Consider the following 16,212-nt stretch of genomic DNA (forward strand, 5'->3'; position numbering starts at 1 on the left):
CAACACGTAGCGACTAAAGTCACATCTGGGAGGATTAATAGGGGCTTTTTTCGTCTGTTTTTTAGCTAATCAAAAAGACATAGTTGGAAATCAATCCTGCCAGCACCCCGAGGAGTGCCCCGGCGCATACATCAGTTACGAAATGTACCCCGCCAATTACTCTGACAATCGCAAGAAAGACACCAGCAATAAAAAGAAAGATTCCAACAGGTTTCCAAAAGCAAAACCATAATGTAGCGATTAAAAAGATAGAAAACACATGGCGGCTTGGAAAAGACTGGCCTTTTTTATCTTTTTTAATTAGGGATTGAATTGGAAGTTTTTCATATGGACGCTTTTTATTCACTACTTTTCTAAAAATGGTTACTGCCAGGAAACAGAGTGCTGGGATAGCGATAAAACTAATAAGCATAGCAATGTTCTTTTTTGTTAAAAGACATAGTAATAATAATGGATAAAGGAGAAAACCACAGGCAGTCAATAATCGATTTGCCGTGAGTAATAATGAAAAAGCAGTGGAGTGTCTGATGAAAAAATTATTGATTTTTGTATACTGTTCCAAATTCATAAATAAACCTCATTATCAAAAAGATAGATTAAGTATAGCATAAAAAGCGAGTCAAGGGAATTATTATAGTGTTTTTGTTGTTTAAAGGAAAATCTCTTTAACACATTAAACTTTTTATTTACGAAATTAAAAAAAGATGGTATTATAAGATTATATTTCGTAAAGGAAGGAACATCTTATGGGAAAAAATATTCCAAAAGAACGTAAAGAAGGCATGTATAAGGCTATTCTGGAGTTAAAAAGTTTAGAAGAATGTTTTGATTTTTTTGAAGACATTTGTGCAATGACTGAACTTCGGTCTATGGAGCAGCGCTTTGAAGTTGCAAGTATGTTGAAGAAGGAAAAAGTTTATACGGAGATTATGAGTGAGACAAACGCAAGTTCTGCTACAATTAGTCGTGTAAATCGTATGCTTAATTATGGAACAGGCTGTCTTGGAGAGGTAATTGACAGACTGAACCAAAAAGAGGGAAGCGAAGAGGCTAAAGAATCTTAGTTTTTTAAATGTGTTACAACGTCAGATATACTTAGATGCGACTGTACAGGACGGTCGTATCTTTCTATAAAAAGGAACAATAAACAATAGAAAGGATATTTTACCATGAAACAATTAATGTTAGGTAATAAGGCATTGGCAAGAGGCTTATATGAAGCTGGCTGTAGTGTCGTGTCCAGCTATCCGGGAACTCCTAGTACAGAAGTTACAGAGGAAGCTGCAAAATATGATGAGATTTACTGTGAATGGGCACCGAATGAAAAGGTTGCGATGGAAGTTGCATTTGGTGCATCTCTTGCTGGAAAGAGAAGTTTTTGCGGAATGAAGCACGTTGGGCTTAACGTAGCTGCTGACCCATTATTTACCTGCTCTTATACAGGTGTGAATGGCGGTATGGTTATCTGTGTTGCAGATGACCCAGGAATGCATTCTTCTCAGAATGAACAGGATTCCAGACATCATGCGATTGCATCCAAGATTCCAATGTTAGAGCCATCAGATTCCACAGAAGCCTATGAGTTTGCAAAGAAGGCATTTGAACTTTCTGAAGAATTTGACACACCAGTTATCATTAAGATGTGTACCCGTGTAGCTCATTCACAGAGTATTGTAGAGCCGGGCGAGCGTGTTGTACCAGAGACAATTCCATACGAGAAGAATATTGCAAAGTATGTTATGATGCCAGGAAATGCGATTCGCCGTCATCCAGTTGTGGAAGAGAGAACAAGAAAGCTTATCGAGTATGGAAATCACTGTGATTTTAACCGTGTGGAGATGGGAGATACAAAGCTTGGTATTATCACATCTTCTACCTGCTATCAATATGCAAAAGAAGTATTTGGAGATAAAGCAAGTATCTTAAAGATTGGTCTTGTAAATCCTCTGCCAGACCAGTTAATTCTCGATTTTGCTGCAAAAGTAGAAAAGCTTGCAATCATTGAAGAGTTAGATCCTATTTTAGAAAATCATTGTAAAGAACTTGGACTTACTGTTACAGGAAAAGATGCTCTTCCAATGGAAGGTGAATTTTCACAGAATTTAATCGCAGAAAAATTAGGTATAGAAGTTCCAGCACATAAAGAACTTGGAGAAGCTCTTCCGGGAAGACCTCCGGTTATGTGTGCAGGCTGTCCGCACAGAGGATTATTCTTTACATTATCTAAAAATAAATGTACTGTTCTCGGCGATATCGGATGTTATACACTTGGAGCAGTTGCACCACTTAGTGCAATGGAAATGACGCTTTGTATGGGTGCTTCCATCAGTTCTATTCATGGATTTAACAAGGCACTTGGCAAAGAAAGCGAAGGAAAGACTGTAGCCGTTATCGGAGATTCTACTTTCATGCATTCTGGAATGACCGGACTTGCCAATATCGCTTACAATCAGAGTAATTCTACGGTAATCATTCTTGATAACTCTATCACTGGAATGACTGGACATCAGCAGAATCCAACAACTGGTTACAATATTAAAGGTGACCCGGCAGGAAAGATTGACTTAGAAAGTCTTTGCCGTTCTATGGGATTCAATCGTGTTCGTGTGGTAGATCCATATGACCTTGCAGCTTGTGATACAGTTATTAAAGAGGAATTAGCAGCAGAAGAACCATCTGTAATCATCAGCCGCCGTCCTTGCGCCCTCTTAAAATATGTAAAACATAACCCACCATTAAAAGTGGAAAAAGAGAACTGCGTAGGATGTAAATCATGTATGCGTCTTGGATGTCCTGCCATCAGTGTAAAGGACAAAAAGGCAGTCATTGATACGACATTATGTGTAGGCTGCGGTGTATGCCAGCAGTTATGTAAATTTGACGCATTACAGGCATAGGAGGACAGGCGAAATGACAAAGAATATTATGATTGTCGGTGTAGGAGGACAGGGTTCCCTTCTTGCCAGCAAGTTATTAGGACATTTGCTTTTATCAGAAGGCTATGACGTAAAGGTTTCTGAAGTTCACGGAATGAGCCAGAGAGGTGGAAGCGTTGTTACATATGTAAGATTTGGAGAGAAAGTATATTCTCCAATTATTGATAAGGGAGAGGCAGATTTCATTGTTTCTTTTGAAAAGTTAGAAGCTGCCCGTTATGTAGAATATTTAAGACCAGACGGAAGAATCGTAGTAAATACACAGGAAATTGACCCGATGCCGGTTATTATCGGTGCGGCACAGTACCCTGAAAATCTTATCGAAAAGATGGAAGCTTTAGGAATTAAAGTAGATGCGATGGATTGTCTGTCCTTAGCAGAAGAAGCAGGTTCATCAAAAGCAGTAAATATTGTTTTAATGGGCAGACTGTCTAAATACTTTGATATTCCGGTAGAAAAGTGGCAGAAAGCAATCGAGGAATGTGTTCCGGCAAAGTTTGTTGAACTCAATCACAAGGCATTTGCACTTGGAAGAGGCGAAGAATAGAAGAGAAAGAGATCATTATAAATTAAGTGACAACAGGAGAAAGAGAAGAATGGGAAATTATTATCAACCAGAGATTGAAACGATGCCGGTAGAGAAACTGCAGGCTTTACAGAGCGAAAGGCTTGTAGAGCAGGTAAAGTATGTATATGATCATGTAGAATTTTATCGTAATAAAATGAAAGAAGCAGGAGTAGAACCAGAAGATATAAAAGGAATCGAAGATCTTCATAAACTTCCTTTCGTTACTAAAGATGATTTGAGAGATCAGTATCCATACGGTTTTCTTGGGGTACCATTATCTGAATGTGTGAGAATGCAGTCTACAAGTGGTACAACAGGCCGCCGTGTTGTTGCCTTTTACACACAAGAAGATATTGATGTGTGGGAAGACTGCTGTGCCCGTGCTATCATGGCAGCAGGCGGAACAAAAGATGATGTATGCCATGTAGCCTACGGTTATGGACTCTTTACTGGTGGAGCAGGTCTGCATGGAGGCTCTCATCGAGTAGGCTGTATGACACTTCCAATGTCTTCAGGTAATACAGAAAGACAAATTCAGTTTATGGAAGATTTAGGATCTACCATTCTTTGCTGCACTCCTTCTTATGCTGCAAGCCTTGGAGAATCAATTAATGAAGGCGGACATAGAGAGAATATCAAGTTAAAGGCAGGTATTTTTGGAGCAGAGCCATGGACAGAGGAAATGCGTCATAATATCGAAGAATCTCTTGGTATCAAAGCCTATGATATTTATGGACTGACCGAGATTTCCGGTCCGGGCGTATCCTTTGAATGTGAAGAGCAGAAAGGAATGCATATACAGGAAGATCACTTCATTCCTGAGATTATTAATCCAGATACAGGAGAAGTTCTTCCAGAAGGAGAAATCGGAGAGTTAGTATTTACCTGTATTACAAAAAAAGCATATCCATTACTCCGTTACCGCACAAGAGATTTATGTTATCTGACGAGAAAGAAATGTTCCTGTGGACGTACCCATATCCGTATGCATAAACCAATGGGCAGAAGCGATGATATGATGGTAGTAAAAGGTGTTAACGTATGGCCATCTCAGATTGAAGCTGTTTTATTAAAACAGGGTTATCAGGCTAACTATCAGATTTTAGTAGATCGTATTGGCAATAATGATACAATTGAAGTTCAGGTAGAGATGACACCGGAAATGAAACAGGAAGATGTCGCTATCGCAGCTAGAGAAAAGAAAATCGTACATGGTTTGAAGAACATGCTTGGAATCAAGGTAGATGTCAGCATTTTAGAACCAAAAACTATTACAAGAAGCGAAGGAAAAGCTGTTCGAGTAGTCGATAAGAGAAATCTCTATAATAAATAATCTTAGAAAGAAAAATAAAAAGTATCCTATAGTAGCTGTGATATTAGCTGCTATAGGATATTTTTTATTTTCTATAATTCTACAATTGGTATGATCATATTTTCAAAAGCATTTCTCATTTTAGGATGCCGGATGAGAAAATGAATTGCAGGGGTTCTGTTTTTAGATACAAGAACCCATTTTTTTTCGTGAATCCTGATCTGAATATTTCGAAAAGCAGATTGTTGATTTTGCTTTATACAATAGTTTTGATGTGTTTTTTCATAATTTAGAGTGCTTTCTAAATGCTGCTTATACATTTCCCAGGTATAATAGATGTTTTCTTCATAAAAAATATCGGATAATGGAAGCGCAATCGGAAATCTACTAAATTCTTCTTTGGATAAAATAGGGAATTCTTCCGTAATCATATCATGGGAAAGAATCTGCTGAATCTGAGCAGACTTTTTATCAATATATGTTTTGATTTTTTGAGCATCTTCTTTATTGATCTGATTCTGATTTAAAATATCTTCAAGTAGGGAGGAATTCAAAGTTTGAAGCGGTAAAGCAGATAAAATGTGATATCGTTTTCCGCTGGTCTTTGCATCTGCCTGTAAAAAAGCATGATAGGGCATCATGGAGTTTTCCCGAAATATTTCCATGAGAGGAGAAGCCTTTTTTAAAAGCAGCTCAGCCATTTCTTTGTAATAAGATATTTCAGTTTTATGTTTTGTGAGATAATAACGTCCTTGTGTGTGATGCCCATAAATTGCTTCACCCTGAAGTGCGGCAGCTCCGGAAACTTTTAATAAATGCATGAAAGTTTGTCCGGTATTTTCTTTTAAATAATAAGGGGAAATCTGACCTGTCATATACATAGGAATCCAGCTTTCAAGCCCAAGCATCATTTCGGCAAACGGCCGGTCAATCTGGTGAATCTGATGCAAATGTAATCCTTTTTTTAGCATACAGGCCATTCCGAACATCCACTTTTTGGGAAAATTAGAATCTTTCGCCATCTCTTCAATAGGCATATCACTATACATAATAACATCTTCCTGTGATTTGGAAAGAACCGTTGCTTTTAAAAAATCGAGTTCACTATTCATCATTTCTTTTAATCCAAAATAATTTTTAGAACCGGGAAACTGAAAAGGTGCCGTTGGGACTTTTAATTCATTAAAATGAATAACACGAATATAGTCATCTAAATTGAATTCATCCAATTTTTGCAGAAAATGGGATAAAGATTGCTGCTCTTTGTCTGTATTCGTATGCTTTGTTTGAAGCCAGTGTTTTAAAAGAGATAAATACGTTTTTTCCTCTCGCAATTCTTCCAAAGAACAATCAAATAAATTCGCTAATATAGAAAGATCTGTTTTTTTCGTATATCTTTTTGTTACAAAAAGAGCAGTATTAACAAGAAAGAGTTCTGGATCAGCAGGCTGCCGTTCGCCGCTTTTTATGCGGGAAATATAAGAGGCATCATAATTTAAAAATCTGGCGAACTCTGAAGTATTTATTGACAGCATAGTAAATAAAGTATTCAAATTTGCCTGCAAAATAGAAAAATCAGCCGATATATCCGGTAAAAAACGCAGAAAATCAGAATGTACCGTTATGTCATTAATAGAAGAAAGATTTCTTTTTTGGGCAAGTTTAACGATACCGTAAATCAGTTGCTTTAAATTGTCACTTTCTACATCAGGTATTCGTTCTCCGGAACGATAGCGGCTGATCGTTGCGGCAGAAAGTCCGGAACTATCTGCAAGCTCCTTTGAGGAACAATCCAGTTCTTCCATATATTTTATTAAAATATCTTTAAAATCGGTCATCTTACCTTCTCCTAAATTAAAAGTTTAAATGAATCGAAGATTATGTACCAGGCTTTATGTGGTAGATTTTGTAATCCTGAAAGGTTTCATTTAATTCTATTATATCGTAAAAGCAGCAGACAAAAAACCCATAAAGTATGATTTCCGTTTTGGCAATGACTAACTGGAAAGAATCAGAAAATATAGAGTGGAATTTTGTATAATGTAATTATCAAAAAACAAAGTATCAATGGATAAAGGAGGAACAGCGATGAAACGATGGAAAAAGATAATGGCACTTTGTTTTGCGTTTTTAATGTCATTTGTGATGCTGGGAAGTTCGGTCGAAGCGGCAAATGGACCAAATGAGCAGGATTGGAGTAGTGCATATATAGTGATTGATGATGGAAGTGCAAATCCTAAACAGCTTTATAACGCCAATAAATCAGTGACTATCAGCACAGTTAGAAACATCAGCTATGATAAAAAAACAAATACTCTTACTTTAAACGGATATCAGGAAGCTGAAAAGAAAATTGTGGCAAATGAAATGGGGGATGATTTTAAAGTAAAGGTAGTGGGGAATAATCAGATACAGGGAATTGCTGTATGGGGTTACTCTTATGGCGGAAGCCTTACATTAGAAGGAAATGGGTCCTTAGAGATTAATAAAAACAGAGTACAGGGGGAACCGATTTCTTTAATGGCAGAAGAGGCAAACGCACAGTTTAAAGTAAAACAAGGGGTTACTTTAAAAGTGTATCGTGATAATAAATTTCCTTCTTCTATAGTTGTTTCTTATTCTGCCGCAGCAAAAGATGGCATTGTATTTGAAGGAAATGATACATTAAACCAAAAAGTACAGAAAACATCACAAAAAGAAGCAAAACGGATGACTGCGGCAGTCTATGAGCTGGCAGACTTTATTCCATGTACGCCAAAAGACGATTCTGTAACAGGGATATATGGGGCTTTACGACAAGCAGGAAGCAGTGACGATGAACCATACTATAATATTTATAAAATACAGGAAGTTTTCCCTGAAATTTGGCTTGCTTCTATGCAGGATGAAAATGGAAATTATTTCTGGTCGAGCAATTTTACTATAAACACAAACGCACAGAAAATAAAAGCGTATACAACATCTGTAACATCATACAGCTTGATGATGCTAAATAAAAAGACATCTTCAGGTACAGTGTCGGATTATGTAGCATACTTTGATTATGATCAGCAAAAAAATGAAGAAGTATGTTCTATTTATAAAATTAAAAAGAAAGCTAATAAAAATTATGCAATTCCAGTAGAAGGAGAACAAAACCAGCCAATGTCCATTCTGGATAAGTATGAGATAGTACCTACCGGAAGAATGTTTTACAATTATAACTTCAGTGGAGATATTTTGTATTCAGGCAGTGACCAGAACACAAAACCGAATATAGACACAAATGGTAATAGAAGGTTAGTATCTTCTATTCGTCTCTCCGGTATTTCCAAAAAAATTGCCGCAGGCAAAAAGCTTACTTTAAAAGCGACAGTTTTACCAAATAACGCATCCAATAAAAAGCTAATCTGGAAGTCCAGTAATCCAAAAGTTGCAACGGTAACCCAAAATGGTATAGTCACCCTGAAAAAGAAAACAGGTGGTAAAAAAGTAACGATTACAGCAACAGCAAAAGATGGCAGTAAAAAATATGCTTCCTGGAAGATTACATCTATGAAAGGCATTGTAAAGAAAGTTAAGATTACGGGGAGTAAGCCAGTAAAAGCAGGCAAGAAGCTAAAACTAAAAGCCAAAGTAATTGCCACAAAGAAAGCAAATACAAAACTTCTCTGGACATCAGGTAATGCAAAATATGCCACCGTAAATGCCAAAGGAATCGTAACAACGAAAAAATCAGCCAAAGGGAAAACTGTAAAAATTACAGCAATGGCAACTGATGGAAGCGGGAAAAAACATACTGTAAAAATCAAAATAAAATAAATTTACTATTTAATTCATTGGATACACTACAGACGAAGCCATTGCCCCCAATAAGGCATATTTGTGCTTTTAGTCGCGACGGTTTGAATGTTCGCTTATGCGCTCGCATCCAAACTTTGCTCCAAGACCACAAATATGCCTTATTGGGGGCAATGGCTTCTGTGCTGTGGCTGGAGAAGGTGGATTAAACAGGAGGAGGGGATTTGGGGACAGAAGCTGATGTCTTCTGCTTACTCAAAAATGACTGGGAATAGAGGGGATAATCTGACTTGACTATATTATATTGGAGCAAGAAGGAAGCTTCAATTCTCCTTTTCAACCTTTATAACTTCAATTTAAATACCAAGCATCTATTCACAATAATTTCAGAGCAAGCAGAAAACTTCTGCCCTCTCCCCCAAATTCCCACAGCCACTATTTAATTCAAACAAAATCCAGCCAAAGACAGCCCGGGAAGAGAACCGCTAGCCTATATTTGTGGCCTCGGAGCTACGAGATTGTAGTAAAATGTTAGAAAAGGCCGCCATTAAAATTATTGATTTTGACGACTTTGTGTTTTGTACAACTGAGTCAAAATCAATAACTTTTAATGGCGGCCTTTTCATAGAAGACGATTTCTCGTAGCGACTAAAGTCACAAATATAGGCTAGCGGTTCTCTTCTCGGGCGTTTGTCTCTTAATGAATTAAATAGTAAAAAGTTTTTTTGCATTTTCAGAAAGAATTTGTTCGAGTTCTTCTTTTGTAAAGTCCATGTGAGAGATTCGTTTCACATAATCCTGCTGGTTCTCCCACGGAGAATCAGTGCCAAAAAGAATCTTGTCTGTACCATGTTTTCTCACAAGACGTACAAAGTCCTTTGGATGAAGATTATAGGAAATATACGGAGCTCTTGGGGCATCGGGGAGTGGAGTTACCGGGCCATAAGAAAAAGCAGTGTCAAAATAGACAGGCGCTCCGGCAAGATCACTCTCGACTTCGTTCCAGCGACCCCAGTTTCCCATATGTGCAAGAACCAGCTTCTCCGGGGCAACTTCTTTTAATAATTTTAAAATCTGAGCAACAGAAGAATAATTGTGGTCATAAATACCAATATCAATGCCAGCATGTACTAATGTGATCAGCCCCTGTGAAGAAGCTTCATCAATGATACGCATCATGCGGATATCATCAAGATCTACATTCTGATATGCAGGATGGAGTTTAATTCCAGGAATTCCGGCCTGTTTTAAACGTAAAAGTTCTTCTTTATAATTCGTATAATTTGGATGCATACCTCCAAAGGTAATGATTTTCATATCAAGCAGATATTCCTGCTGTTGGATTAATGAAGAATTTACCTTTTCAACCTGGGATGGTTTTGTCATGACAGGTAGATTTACAGAATAATCAATATCGGCCTCTTTCATGGAAGAAAAGAGACCGATGACAGAACCATCTGTATGTGGAGGAATGCAGCCAATGTGTGCAAGATGATTCACAATCTTTTCCGAAGACTTATCAGGAAAAGTGTGAGTGTGAAAATCTATGATCATGTCTGCCTCCAATGACAGTGAGTTTATTTATAAGATTTTACGAGTTTCTCAAATGCGGCAAGAGAACGTTCTACCTGTTCTGTAGGAACGCAGTAGGAAATTCTTGCGTGTCCTGGGCATCCAAATCCAGTTCCCGGTACGATTAATAGATTATGATCTAATTTCGCTTTTTCGCAAAAAGCGATATCATCATCGATTAAAGTACGAGGGAACATATAGAAAGTTCCGCCTGGTTCTACAACGTGGTATCCCATATCACGAAGTCCCTTTGTAAGAATGTTTTTATTTGTTTCATAAACGGAAATATCAGAAGTTTCGCTAGCACAAAGAGCACAGACTCTCTGGAATAAACCAGGAGCGTTTACATAGCCAAGAGAACGTCCTGCACCTGCAATCGCAGCGTAAACCAGTTCATGTTCGTCCACTTCATCTGGTACGACAACATATCCCATACGCTCACCAGGGAGGGATAATGATTTAGACCAGGAATAGCATACTAAAGTGTTTTTGTAGTATTTAGGAAGGTAAGGAACGACAGTACCTTCAAATGCAATCTCACGGTATGGTTCATCAGCAATCAAATAGATTGGGTGATGATATTCCGCGGATTTTGCTTCAAGAATTTCCGCAAGTTTCTTAACAGTTTCTTCAGAATAAACGGCACCAGATGGGTTATTTGGAGAGTTTACAAGAACGCCCTTTGTGTGTTCATTGATGGCTTCTTCAAATGCCCTAAAATCAATCTGGAAAGCCTCGATGTCTGCAGGAATAAGCTTCATAGAAGCACCGGCAGCCTCGATAAATACTTTATATTCTGGGAAATATGGTGCAAATACGATAAACTCATCTCCAGGACATGTAAGACCATTTAAGCAGCAGCATAATGCAGCAGCGGCACCAACAGTCATGTACAGATTATCTGCATTAAAAGATGTCTGGAAGCGAGAGTTGATAGAATCTGCAATCATCTTGCGGACACCGGCATCTCCCTGCGCGCTTGTATAGCCGTGAAGAACAACAGAATCCATCTCATTAAGGAGCTTTATAGCAGTTTCATTGACACAATCAGGAGCAGGAACGCTTGGATTTCCGATGGAGAAATCAAAAACATTCTCTGGACCAACTTCGGCAGCACGCTGTTTTCCGTATTCAAATAATTCACGGATAACAGAACGCTGGGTGCCGAGAGCAACCATTTTTTCATTTAACATAGCTTTATCCTCGTTTCTGTTTATTTTTACCATATAATGATAGTGCAAAAAAGGAAATCTGTCAACGAAGCATCGTAAATCAACCAGATGATTTACAGAAAAAACTTGTATACAAGGCACATATAAAATATTTTTTGAACTGATAAAAAAAGAGCTGGAATAGCGAGATAGCGTTGACTTTTTTCACAAAATATGATACTTTATCATAGTGCAACACTTTAATAAATAAAAGAGAAAAAGTGAAGAAGGATTAGGAAGATTAAGAGATACAGACGCAGAGAAAAGGGTGTCTGTATTTTAAATATTTAAATTTTTAAGAAAAGGAAGGTAGCGTTATGCCAGTTACAGATTTACTTGAGAGAAATCATAAGCTTTACGGAGAGGAAGTTGCCTTAGTAGAATTGAATCCTACAATGAAGGATACAAGAAAGACAACATGGAAGGAATATGATCTTGTGCAGCAAACTTCTTCTGTACCATATCGCCGTGAGATTACATGGAGCGTATTTGATGAGAAGGCAAACCGTGTGGCAAATATGCTGTTAAGCCGTGGTGTGCAAAAGGGTGACCGTGTAGCCATCTTAATGTTTAACTGTCTGGAATGGCTGCCAATTTATTTTGGTATTTTAAAAACAGGAGCAATCGCTGTGCCATTTAACTTTCGATTTGCTTCTGATGAGATTAAATATTGTGCCGATTTAGCTGAGGTACATGTGCTTTTCTTTGGTCCGGAGTTTATTGGTCGAATTGAAGCAATTGAGGAAGAACTTAGCAAAGGGCGTCTTTTGATTTATGTAGGAGATGGCTGTCCGACATTCGCAGAAAGTTATCGAGAACTTGTAGCAGATTGTTCAAGTCAGGCTCCGTTAGTTCGCTTAGAAGACGAAGATGATGCAGCAATTTATTTTTCTTCAGGAACAACAGGATTTCCGAAAGCAATCCTTCATAATCATGAGAGTTTACTGCAGGCGGCACAGATGGAGCAGAAACATCATCTGACAAACAGAGATGATGTATTTTTATGTATTCCGCCATTGTATCACACTGGGGCGAAGTTCCACTGGATGGGAAGCCTTTGTGCGGGAAGTAAGGCAGTATTATTAAAAGGAACCACACCGGAGATTATTCTTGATGCCGTATCGAAAGAGCATTGTACAATCGTATGGCTTTTAGTACCGTGGGCACAGGATATTTTAGACAGCCTTGACAGAGGTGATTTAAAACTGGAGAATTATGAGCTTTCCCAGTGGAGACTGATGCATATCGGTGCACAGCCAGTACCGCCATCACTGATCAAACACTGGAAAGAATACTTCCCGAACCATTTATACGATACAAACTATGGATTATCAGAGTCTACAGGTCCAGGCTGTGTACATCTTGGTATTGAAAATATTGATAAAGTTGGTGCAATTGGCATTCCAGGTTACCGCTGGTCCTGCAAGATTGTCGATGAGAATGGAAATGCACTTCCACAGGGAGAAGTCGGAGAGCTTTGTGTACAGGGTCCGGGAATGATGACCTGCTACTACAACGATCCAAAAGCAACCGCAGAAACTATCAAAGACGGATGGCTCTTTACCGGAGATATGGCAATGCAGGATGAAGACGGATTCTATTTCCTTGTAGACCGTAAGAAAGACGTTATCGTAAGTGGAGGAGAAAACATTTATCCAGTACAGATTGAAAACTTCTTAAGTGCCTTTGATAAAGTAAAAGATGTCGCAGTCATCGGACTTCCAGACAAACGACTTGGAGAGATTACAGGAGCGGTTATTTCTATTAAAGATGGCATGGAATGTACTGAAGAAGAAATCAACGAATACTGTATGAAGCTTCCTCGTTACAAACGGCCTAAGAAGCTTATCTTTGCAGATGTTCCTAGAAATGCAACTGGAAAGATTGAAAAACCGGCACTCCGTAAAAAATATGGAGCAGAATACTTGGTAGCACAACAGAATAGAGCTTAGTTGCTATTTAATTCATTAGACAAACTACAGACGAAGCCATTGTCCTCAATAAGGCATATTTGTGATTTTAGTCGCTGCGTGTTGAATGTTCGCTTACCCGCTTGCATCCAACACTTGCTCCGAGACCACAAATATGCCTTATTGAGGACAATGGCTTCTGTTCTTTAATGAATTAAATAGTAATAATCTTTCTCTATTTCAAATGGGATTGAAGGATACTTTAACCAATATCGTTCTTTTATGATTATTTCGTAAACAGCTTTTTTCTCTTCTTCTGTTACAGTATCCTTACCAGAGTCAGCTTTTTTTGGGAGAAAGAAGGAGAACAGAGGTTTTTCTTTACTTAATTTTTTAAAGATTTCGCCAGATTTAAAGTTATCTAGATCAGACACAGAATAATAATAATGTATGCCATAAGGCAGTTTTCGTGATCTAAGACGATTAAATACATTGGTGGAAAGTATCTGCTCCTTATTGCCGTTACTGTTATAAGCAACAGAAATAAAAAGATTTTTGGTGAGTTTTACGGCATCTAAGAATTTTTCTGTTAAGCAGGAGCTAGGGCAGAATAAAAAGAAAGCACAGTCTTTTTCTTTTTTTATAAGAGGAAGCAGTTTCCATGCATTTTTTTCAATAAAAAGCATAAAGCAACGGGTTCCATTCTTTTTTGCATTGCTAATCTGTGCCTTATATTGTGCAGATTTTTTTTCATAATTAATTCCATCGATGGAAAGCATAAAAGCCCAGAGAGCGTCTGATTTGCTCTCTGGGGAGTTTGTTTGTGTTTTTTTTGAAGCGGTAAAAATACCATTATATCCAATATTCATTCCTAAAGTAACGAGATGATCTGTATTTACTTTTGGAAGAATATCATGGAAAAGCTTATAATATCCACTTTGTGTATCCTGAAGTTTTTCAGGTGTGATATGTAAAAGATACTTTTCCAAAGAGCCTTTTGGTTTATCTAAAAGCTGCTTTGTGAGAGTATCAATCGTCTCTGCAGGAGATTGTTTTAATGCTTTTACCTGTTTGCGAATATAGGATTCAACCAGTGTTTTGGATACAATGTTTGTATTTTTACTTGCCATAATATTACCTCATTTATTTTCCAAGTGCAGTTTTTTGAGTTACTGTACTGGTCTTGTCATAGCAGGCAAATGTATTCTCGATTAATGCTGCGTCTGGTTTTTTTGTGAAGAGACTGACAACAGGGACAATGATTAATCCGATAAGCATTGCGAAAGCACCGCAGTTAATCGGGGATTGTAACAATGCTGGAAAATGAGAGCCTGCAACAAGATTCAGAACCATAATCATACATCCAAACACAAAAGATGTCCAGCAGGCAGCTTTTGTTGTCTTTTTCCAGTAAAGGGAGTAGAGGAATGGTGCAAGGAAAGAACCCGCAAGTGCACCCCAGGAGATTCCCATTAATTGTGCGATAAATGTGACAGCACTCTTGTACTGGATAACGGCGATAATCGCAGAAATTGCAATGAAAATAACAATAAGTACACGGATACATAATACCTGTTTTTTATCGCTCATATCCTTTACAACATTATCTTTGATCAGGTCAATGGTCAGCGTAGAACTTGAAGCAATGACCAGTGAAGATAAGGTAGACATTGAAGCAGATAAAACAAGGATAACAACCAATGCAATAAGTAATGGATGTAAATTTTCAAGCATAGTTGGAATAATGGAATCGTAACCGTTAGCAGCGATATCAATCTTATCAGAGAAAAGACGCCCAAAACCACCTAAGAAATAACACCCGCCAGAAACGACTAAAGCAAAAATTGTAGAAATAATCGTTCCCTTTTTAATGGAATCTTCATTATCAATTGCATAAAACTTCTGAACCATCTGAGGAAGGCCCCAGGTACCAAGTGAAGTTAAAATAACAACAGAAAGGAGGCTGACTGGGTCAGGACCAAAGAAAGAACCGAAGACTCCTGGAGTGGAAGAGACCGTAGGATCACTCACATGGCCAAGCCCATCTAAAGCAGCCATAAATCCACCCTTACCATGAAGTACTGCCACTATAATGGCAATAATACCTGCTAACATAATGATTCCCTGAATAAAATCATTGATTGCAGTTGCCATATAACCGCCGGCAATAACATAGATTGCAGTTAAAATTGCCATCAGGACAATACATACCGAATAATCAATATGAAATGCCATACCAAATAAACGGGAAAGACCGTTGTAGAGAGATGCGGTATATGGAATCAGGAAAATGAAAATGATAACAGATGCCGCAATCTTAAGAGATTTACTCTGAAAACGCTCACCGAAAAACTGCGGCATTGTTGCGGAGTCAAGATGCTGTGTCATGATTCGGGTACGTCGTCCGAGAATCACCCATGCAAGGAGGGAGCCTATAAGAGCATTACCGATACCGGCCCATGTAGCAGCAATTCCGAAACGCCAGCCGAACTGTCCGGCATAACCAACGAATACAACGGCAGAAAAATACGAAGTTCCATAAGCAAAAGCAGTAAGCCACGGCCCGACAGAACGTCCTCCGAGCACAAAGCCATTCACATCAGTTGCCTTCTGTCGGCAGACAAAACCGATAGTAATGAGAACAATAAAATAAGCAATCAAGATTAGTAGTTTCATACATTTTTCCTCTCTTTTCTTTGTAGTCGTTAAAGCATATCTGAAAAAAATCAGTAATCTGTATGCCTCACAGCCTGCATCAGTTTTTTAATGGAATACTTTGACACTTTAACTGTATAAACTATAAAAACTTTAACACATAAAATCGAAAAAGTCAACAAGAGAATTTACTATTTAATTCATTAAGAGACAGACGCCCGGGGAGAGAACCGATACCCTATATTTGTGACTTTAGTCGCGGCGATTT

At 38.1% G+C, this 16,212-nt stretch carries 12 protein-coding genes; 6 read left to right on the forward strand and 6 right to left on the reverse strand.

The window, feature by feature from the left end:
* Positions 1-61 precede the first annotated feature (61 nt).
* Positions 62-568 carry a phosphatase PAP2 family protein gene (locus EUBHAL_RS05150; RefSeq protein ID WP_005345906.1) on the reverse strand — a complete coding sequence of 169 codons (507 nt, stop codon included), beginning with the start codon at positions 566-568 and terminating at the stop codon, positions 62-64.
* Between the two features lie 178 nt (positions 569-746).
* Here EUBHAL_RS05150 and EUBHAL_RS05155 point away from each other — a divergent pair, with 178 nt between their 5' ends.
* From EUBHAL_RS05155 to EUBHAL_RS05170, 4 genes are all read left to right on the forward strand, one after another.
* Positions 747-1,064, forward strand: coding sequence for a YerC/YecD family TrpR-related protein (locus tag EUBHAL_RS05155; protein ID WP_005345908.1), 318 nt, complete (start codon positions 747-749; stop codon positions 1,062-1,064).
* A 105-nt stretch (positions 1,065-1,169) separates the two neighbouring features.
* Positions 1,170-2,897, forward strand: coding sequence for an indolepyruvate ferredoxin oxidoreductase subunit alpha (gene iorA, locus EUBHAL_RS05160; RefSeq protein ID WP_005345910.1), 1,728 nt, complete (start codon positions 1,170-1,172; stop codon positions 2,895-2,897).
* 13 nt (positions 2,898-2,910) lie between these two features.
* Positions 2,911-3,483 carry an indolepyruvate oxidoreductase subunit beta gene (locus EUBHAL_RS05165; protein ID WP_005345911.1) on the forward strand — a complete coding sequence of 191 codons (573 nt, stop codon included), beginning with the start codon at positions 2,911-2,913 and terminating at the stop codon, positions 3,481-3,483.
* 49 nt (positions 3,484-3,532) lie between these two features.
* Entirely contained in the window at positions 3,533-4,837 is a 1,305-nt protein-coding gene (locus EUBHAL_RS05170) for a phenylacetate--CoA ligase family protein (RefSeq protein ID WP_005345913.1), read from the forward strand.
* 71 nt (positions 4,838-4,908) lie between these two features.
* On the opposite strand, the gene EUBHAL_RS05175 is transcribed toward EUBHAL_RS05170, so the two are convergent.
* The gene (locus EUBHAL_RS05175; RefSeq protein WP_005345916.1) at positions 4,909-6,654 is read right to left on the reverse strand and encodes a helix-turn-helix domain-containing protein; all 1,746 of its coding nucleotides are present in this window, start codon (positions 6,652-6,654) and stop codon (positions 4,909-4,911) included.
* A gap of 250 nt (positions 6,655-6,904) precedes the next feature.
* Here EUBHAL_RS05175 and EUBHAL_RS14715 point away from each other — a divergent pair, with 250 nt between their 5' ends.
* A complete protein-coding gene (locus EUBHAL_RS14715) occupies positions 6,905-8,617 on the forward strand; it encodes an Ig-like domain-containing protein (RefSeq protein WP_049940630.1) in 1,713 nt (570 codons plus the stop codon).
* A 684-nt stretch (positions 8,618-9,301) separates the two neighbouring features.
* On the opposite strand, the gene EUBHAL_RS05185 is transcribed toward EUBHAL_RS14715, so the two are convergent.
* Together EUBHAL_RS05185 and EUBHAL_RS05190 are read right to left on the reverse strand one after the other, a co-directional pair.
* On the reverse strand, positions 9,302-10,150 hold the full coding sequence (locus EUBHAL_RS05185; RefSeq protein WP_005345925.1) for an amidohydrolase family protein: 849 nt from the start codon (positions 10,148-10,150) through the stop codon (positions 9,302-9,304).
* Positions 10,151-10,173: 23 nt separating this feature from the next.
* Positions 10,174-11,361 carry a pyridoxal phosphate-dependent aminotransferase gene (locus EUBHAL_RS05190; RefSeq protein WP_044922105.1) on the reverse strand — a complete coding sequence of 396 codons (1,188 nt, stop codon included), beginning with the start codon at positions 11,359-11,361 and terminating at the stop codon, positions 10,174-10,176.
* Positions 11,362-11,696: 335 nt separating this feature from the next.
* On the opposite strand from EUBHAL_RS05190, the gene EUBHAL_RS05195 reads away from it, so the two are divergent.
* Complete coding sequence (locus EUBHAL_RS05195; protein ID WP_005345938.1) at positions 11,697-13,331, forward strand: class I adenylate-forming enzyme family protein; 1,635 nt, start codon at positions 11,697-11,699, stop codon at positions 13,329-13,331.
* Between the two features lie 164 nt (positions 13,332-13,495).
* On the opposite strand, the gene EUBHAL_RS05200 is transcribed toward EUBHAL_RS05195, so the two are convergent.
* Both EUBHAL_RS05200 and EUBHAL_RS05205 read right to left on the reverse strand, forming a co-directional pair.
* Complete coding sequence (locus tag EUBHAL_RS05200; RefSeq protein ID WP_005345940.1) at positions 13,496-14,419, reverse strand: hypothetical protein; 924 nt, start codon at positions 14,417-14,419, stop codon at positions 13,496-13,498.
* Between the two features lie 13 nt (positions 14,420-14,432).
* Complete coding sequence (locus EUBHAL_RS05205) at positions 14,433-15,965, reverse strand: sodium:solute symporter family protein (RefSeq protein WP_005345942.1); 1,533 nt, start codon at positions 15,963-15,965, stop codon at positions 14,433-14,435.
* Positions 15,966-16,212: the final 247 nt, after the last annotated feature.

The sequence above is a fragment of the Anaerobutyricum hallii DSM 3353 genome (assembly GCF_000173975.1).
Lineage (GTDB): Bacteria > Bacillota > Clostridia > Lachnospirales > Lachnospiraceae > Anaerobutyricum > Anaerobutyricum hallii.

Coding starts and splice junctions, on each gene's coding strand:
- EUBHAL_RS05200 (WP_005345940.1), bottom strand. CDS start 14,419: ATGGCAAGTAAAAATACAAACATTGTATCCAAAACACTGGTTGAATCC.
- EUBHAL_RS05185 (WP_005345925.1), bottom strand. CDS start 10,150: ATGATCATAGATTTTCACACTCACACTTTTCCTGATAAGTCTTCGGAA.
- EUBHAL_RS05195 (WP_005345938.1), top strand. CDS start 11,697: ATGCCAGTTACAGATTTACTTGAGAGAAATCATAAGCTTTACGGAGAG.
- EUBHAL_RS14715 (WP_049940630.1), top strand. CDS start 6,905: ATGAAACGATGGAAAAAGATAATGGCACTTTGTTTTGCGTTTTTAATG.
- EUBHAL_RS05150 (WP_005345906.1), bottom strand. CDS start 568: ATGAATTTGGAACAGTATACAAAAATCAATAATTTTTTCATCAGACAC.
- EUBHAL_RS05175 (WP_005345916.1), bottom strand. CDS start 6,654: ATGACCGATTTTAAAGATATTTTAATAAAATATATGGAAGAACTGGAT.
- EUBHAL_RS05205 (WP_005345942.1), bottom strand. CDS start 15,965: ATGAAACTACTAATCTTGATTGCTTATTTTATTGTTCTCATTACTATC.
- EUBHAL_RS05165 (WP_005345911.1), top strand. CDS start 2,911: ATGACAAAGAATATTATGATTGTCGGTGTAGGAGGACAGGGTTCCCTT.
- EUBHAL_RS05170 (WP_005345913.1), top strand. CDS start 3,533: ATGGGAAATTATTATCAACCAGAGATTGAAACGATGCCGGTAGAGAAA.
- EUBHAL_RS05190 (WP_044922105.1), bottom strand. CDS start 11,361: ATGTTAAATGAAAAAATGGTTGCTCTCGGCACCCAGCGTTCTGTTATC.
- EUBHAL_RS05155 (WP_005345908.1), top strand. CDS start 747: ATGGGAAAAAATATTCCAAAAGAACGTAAAGAAGGCATGTATAAGGCT.
- iorA (WP_005345910.1), top strand. CDS start 1,170: ATGAAACAATTAATGTTAGGTAATAAGGCATTGGCAAGAGGCTTATAT.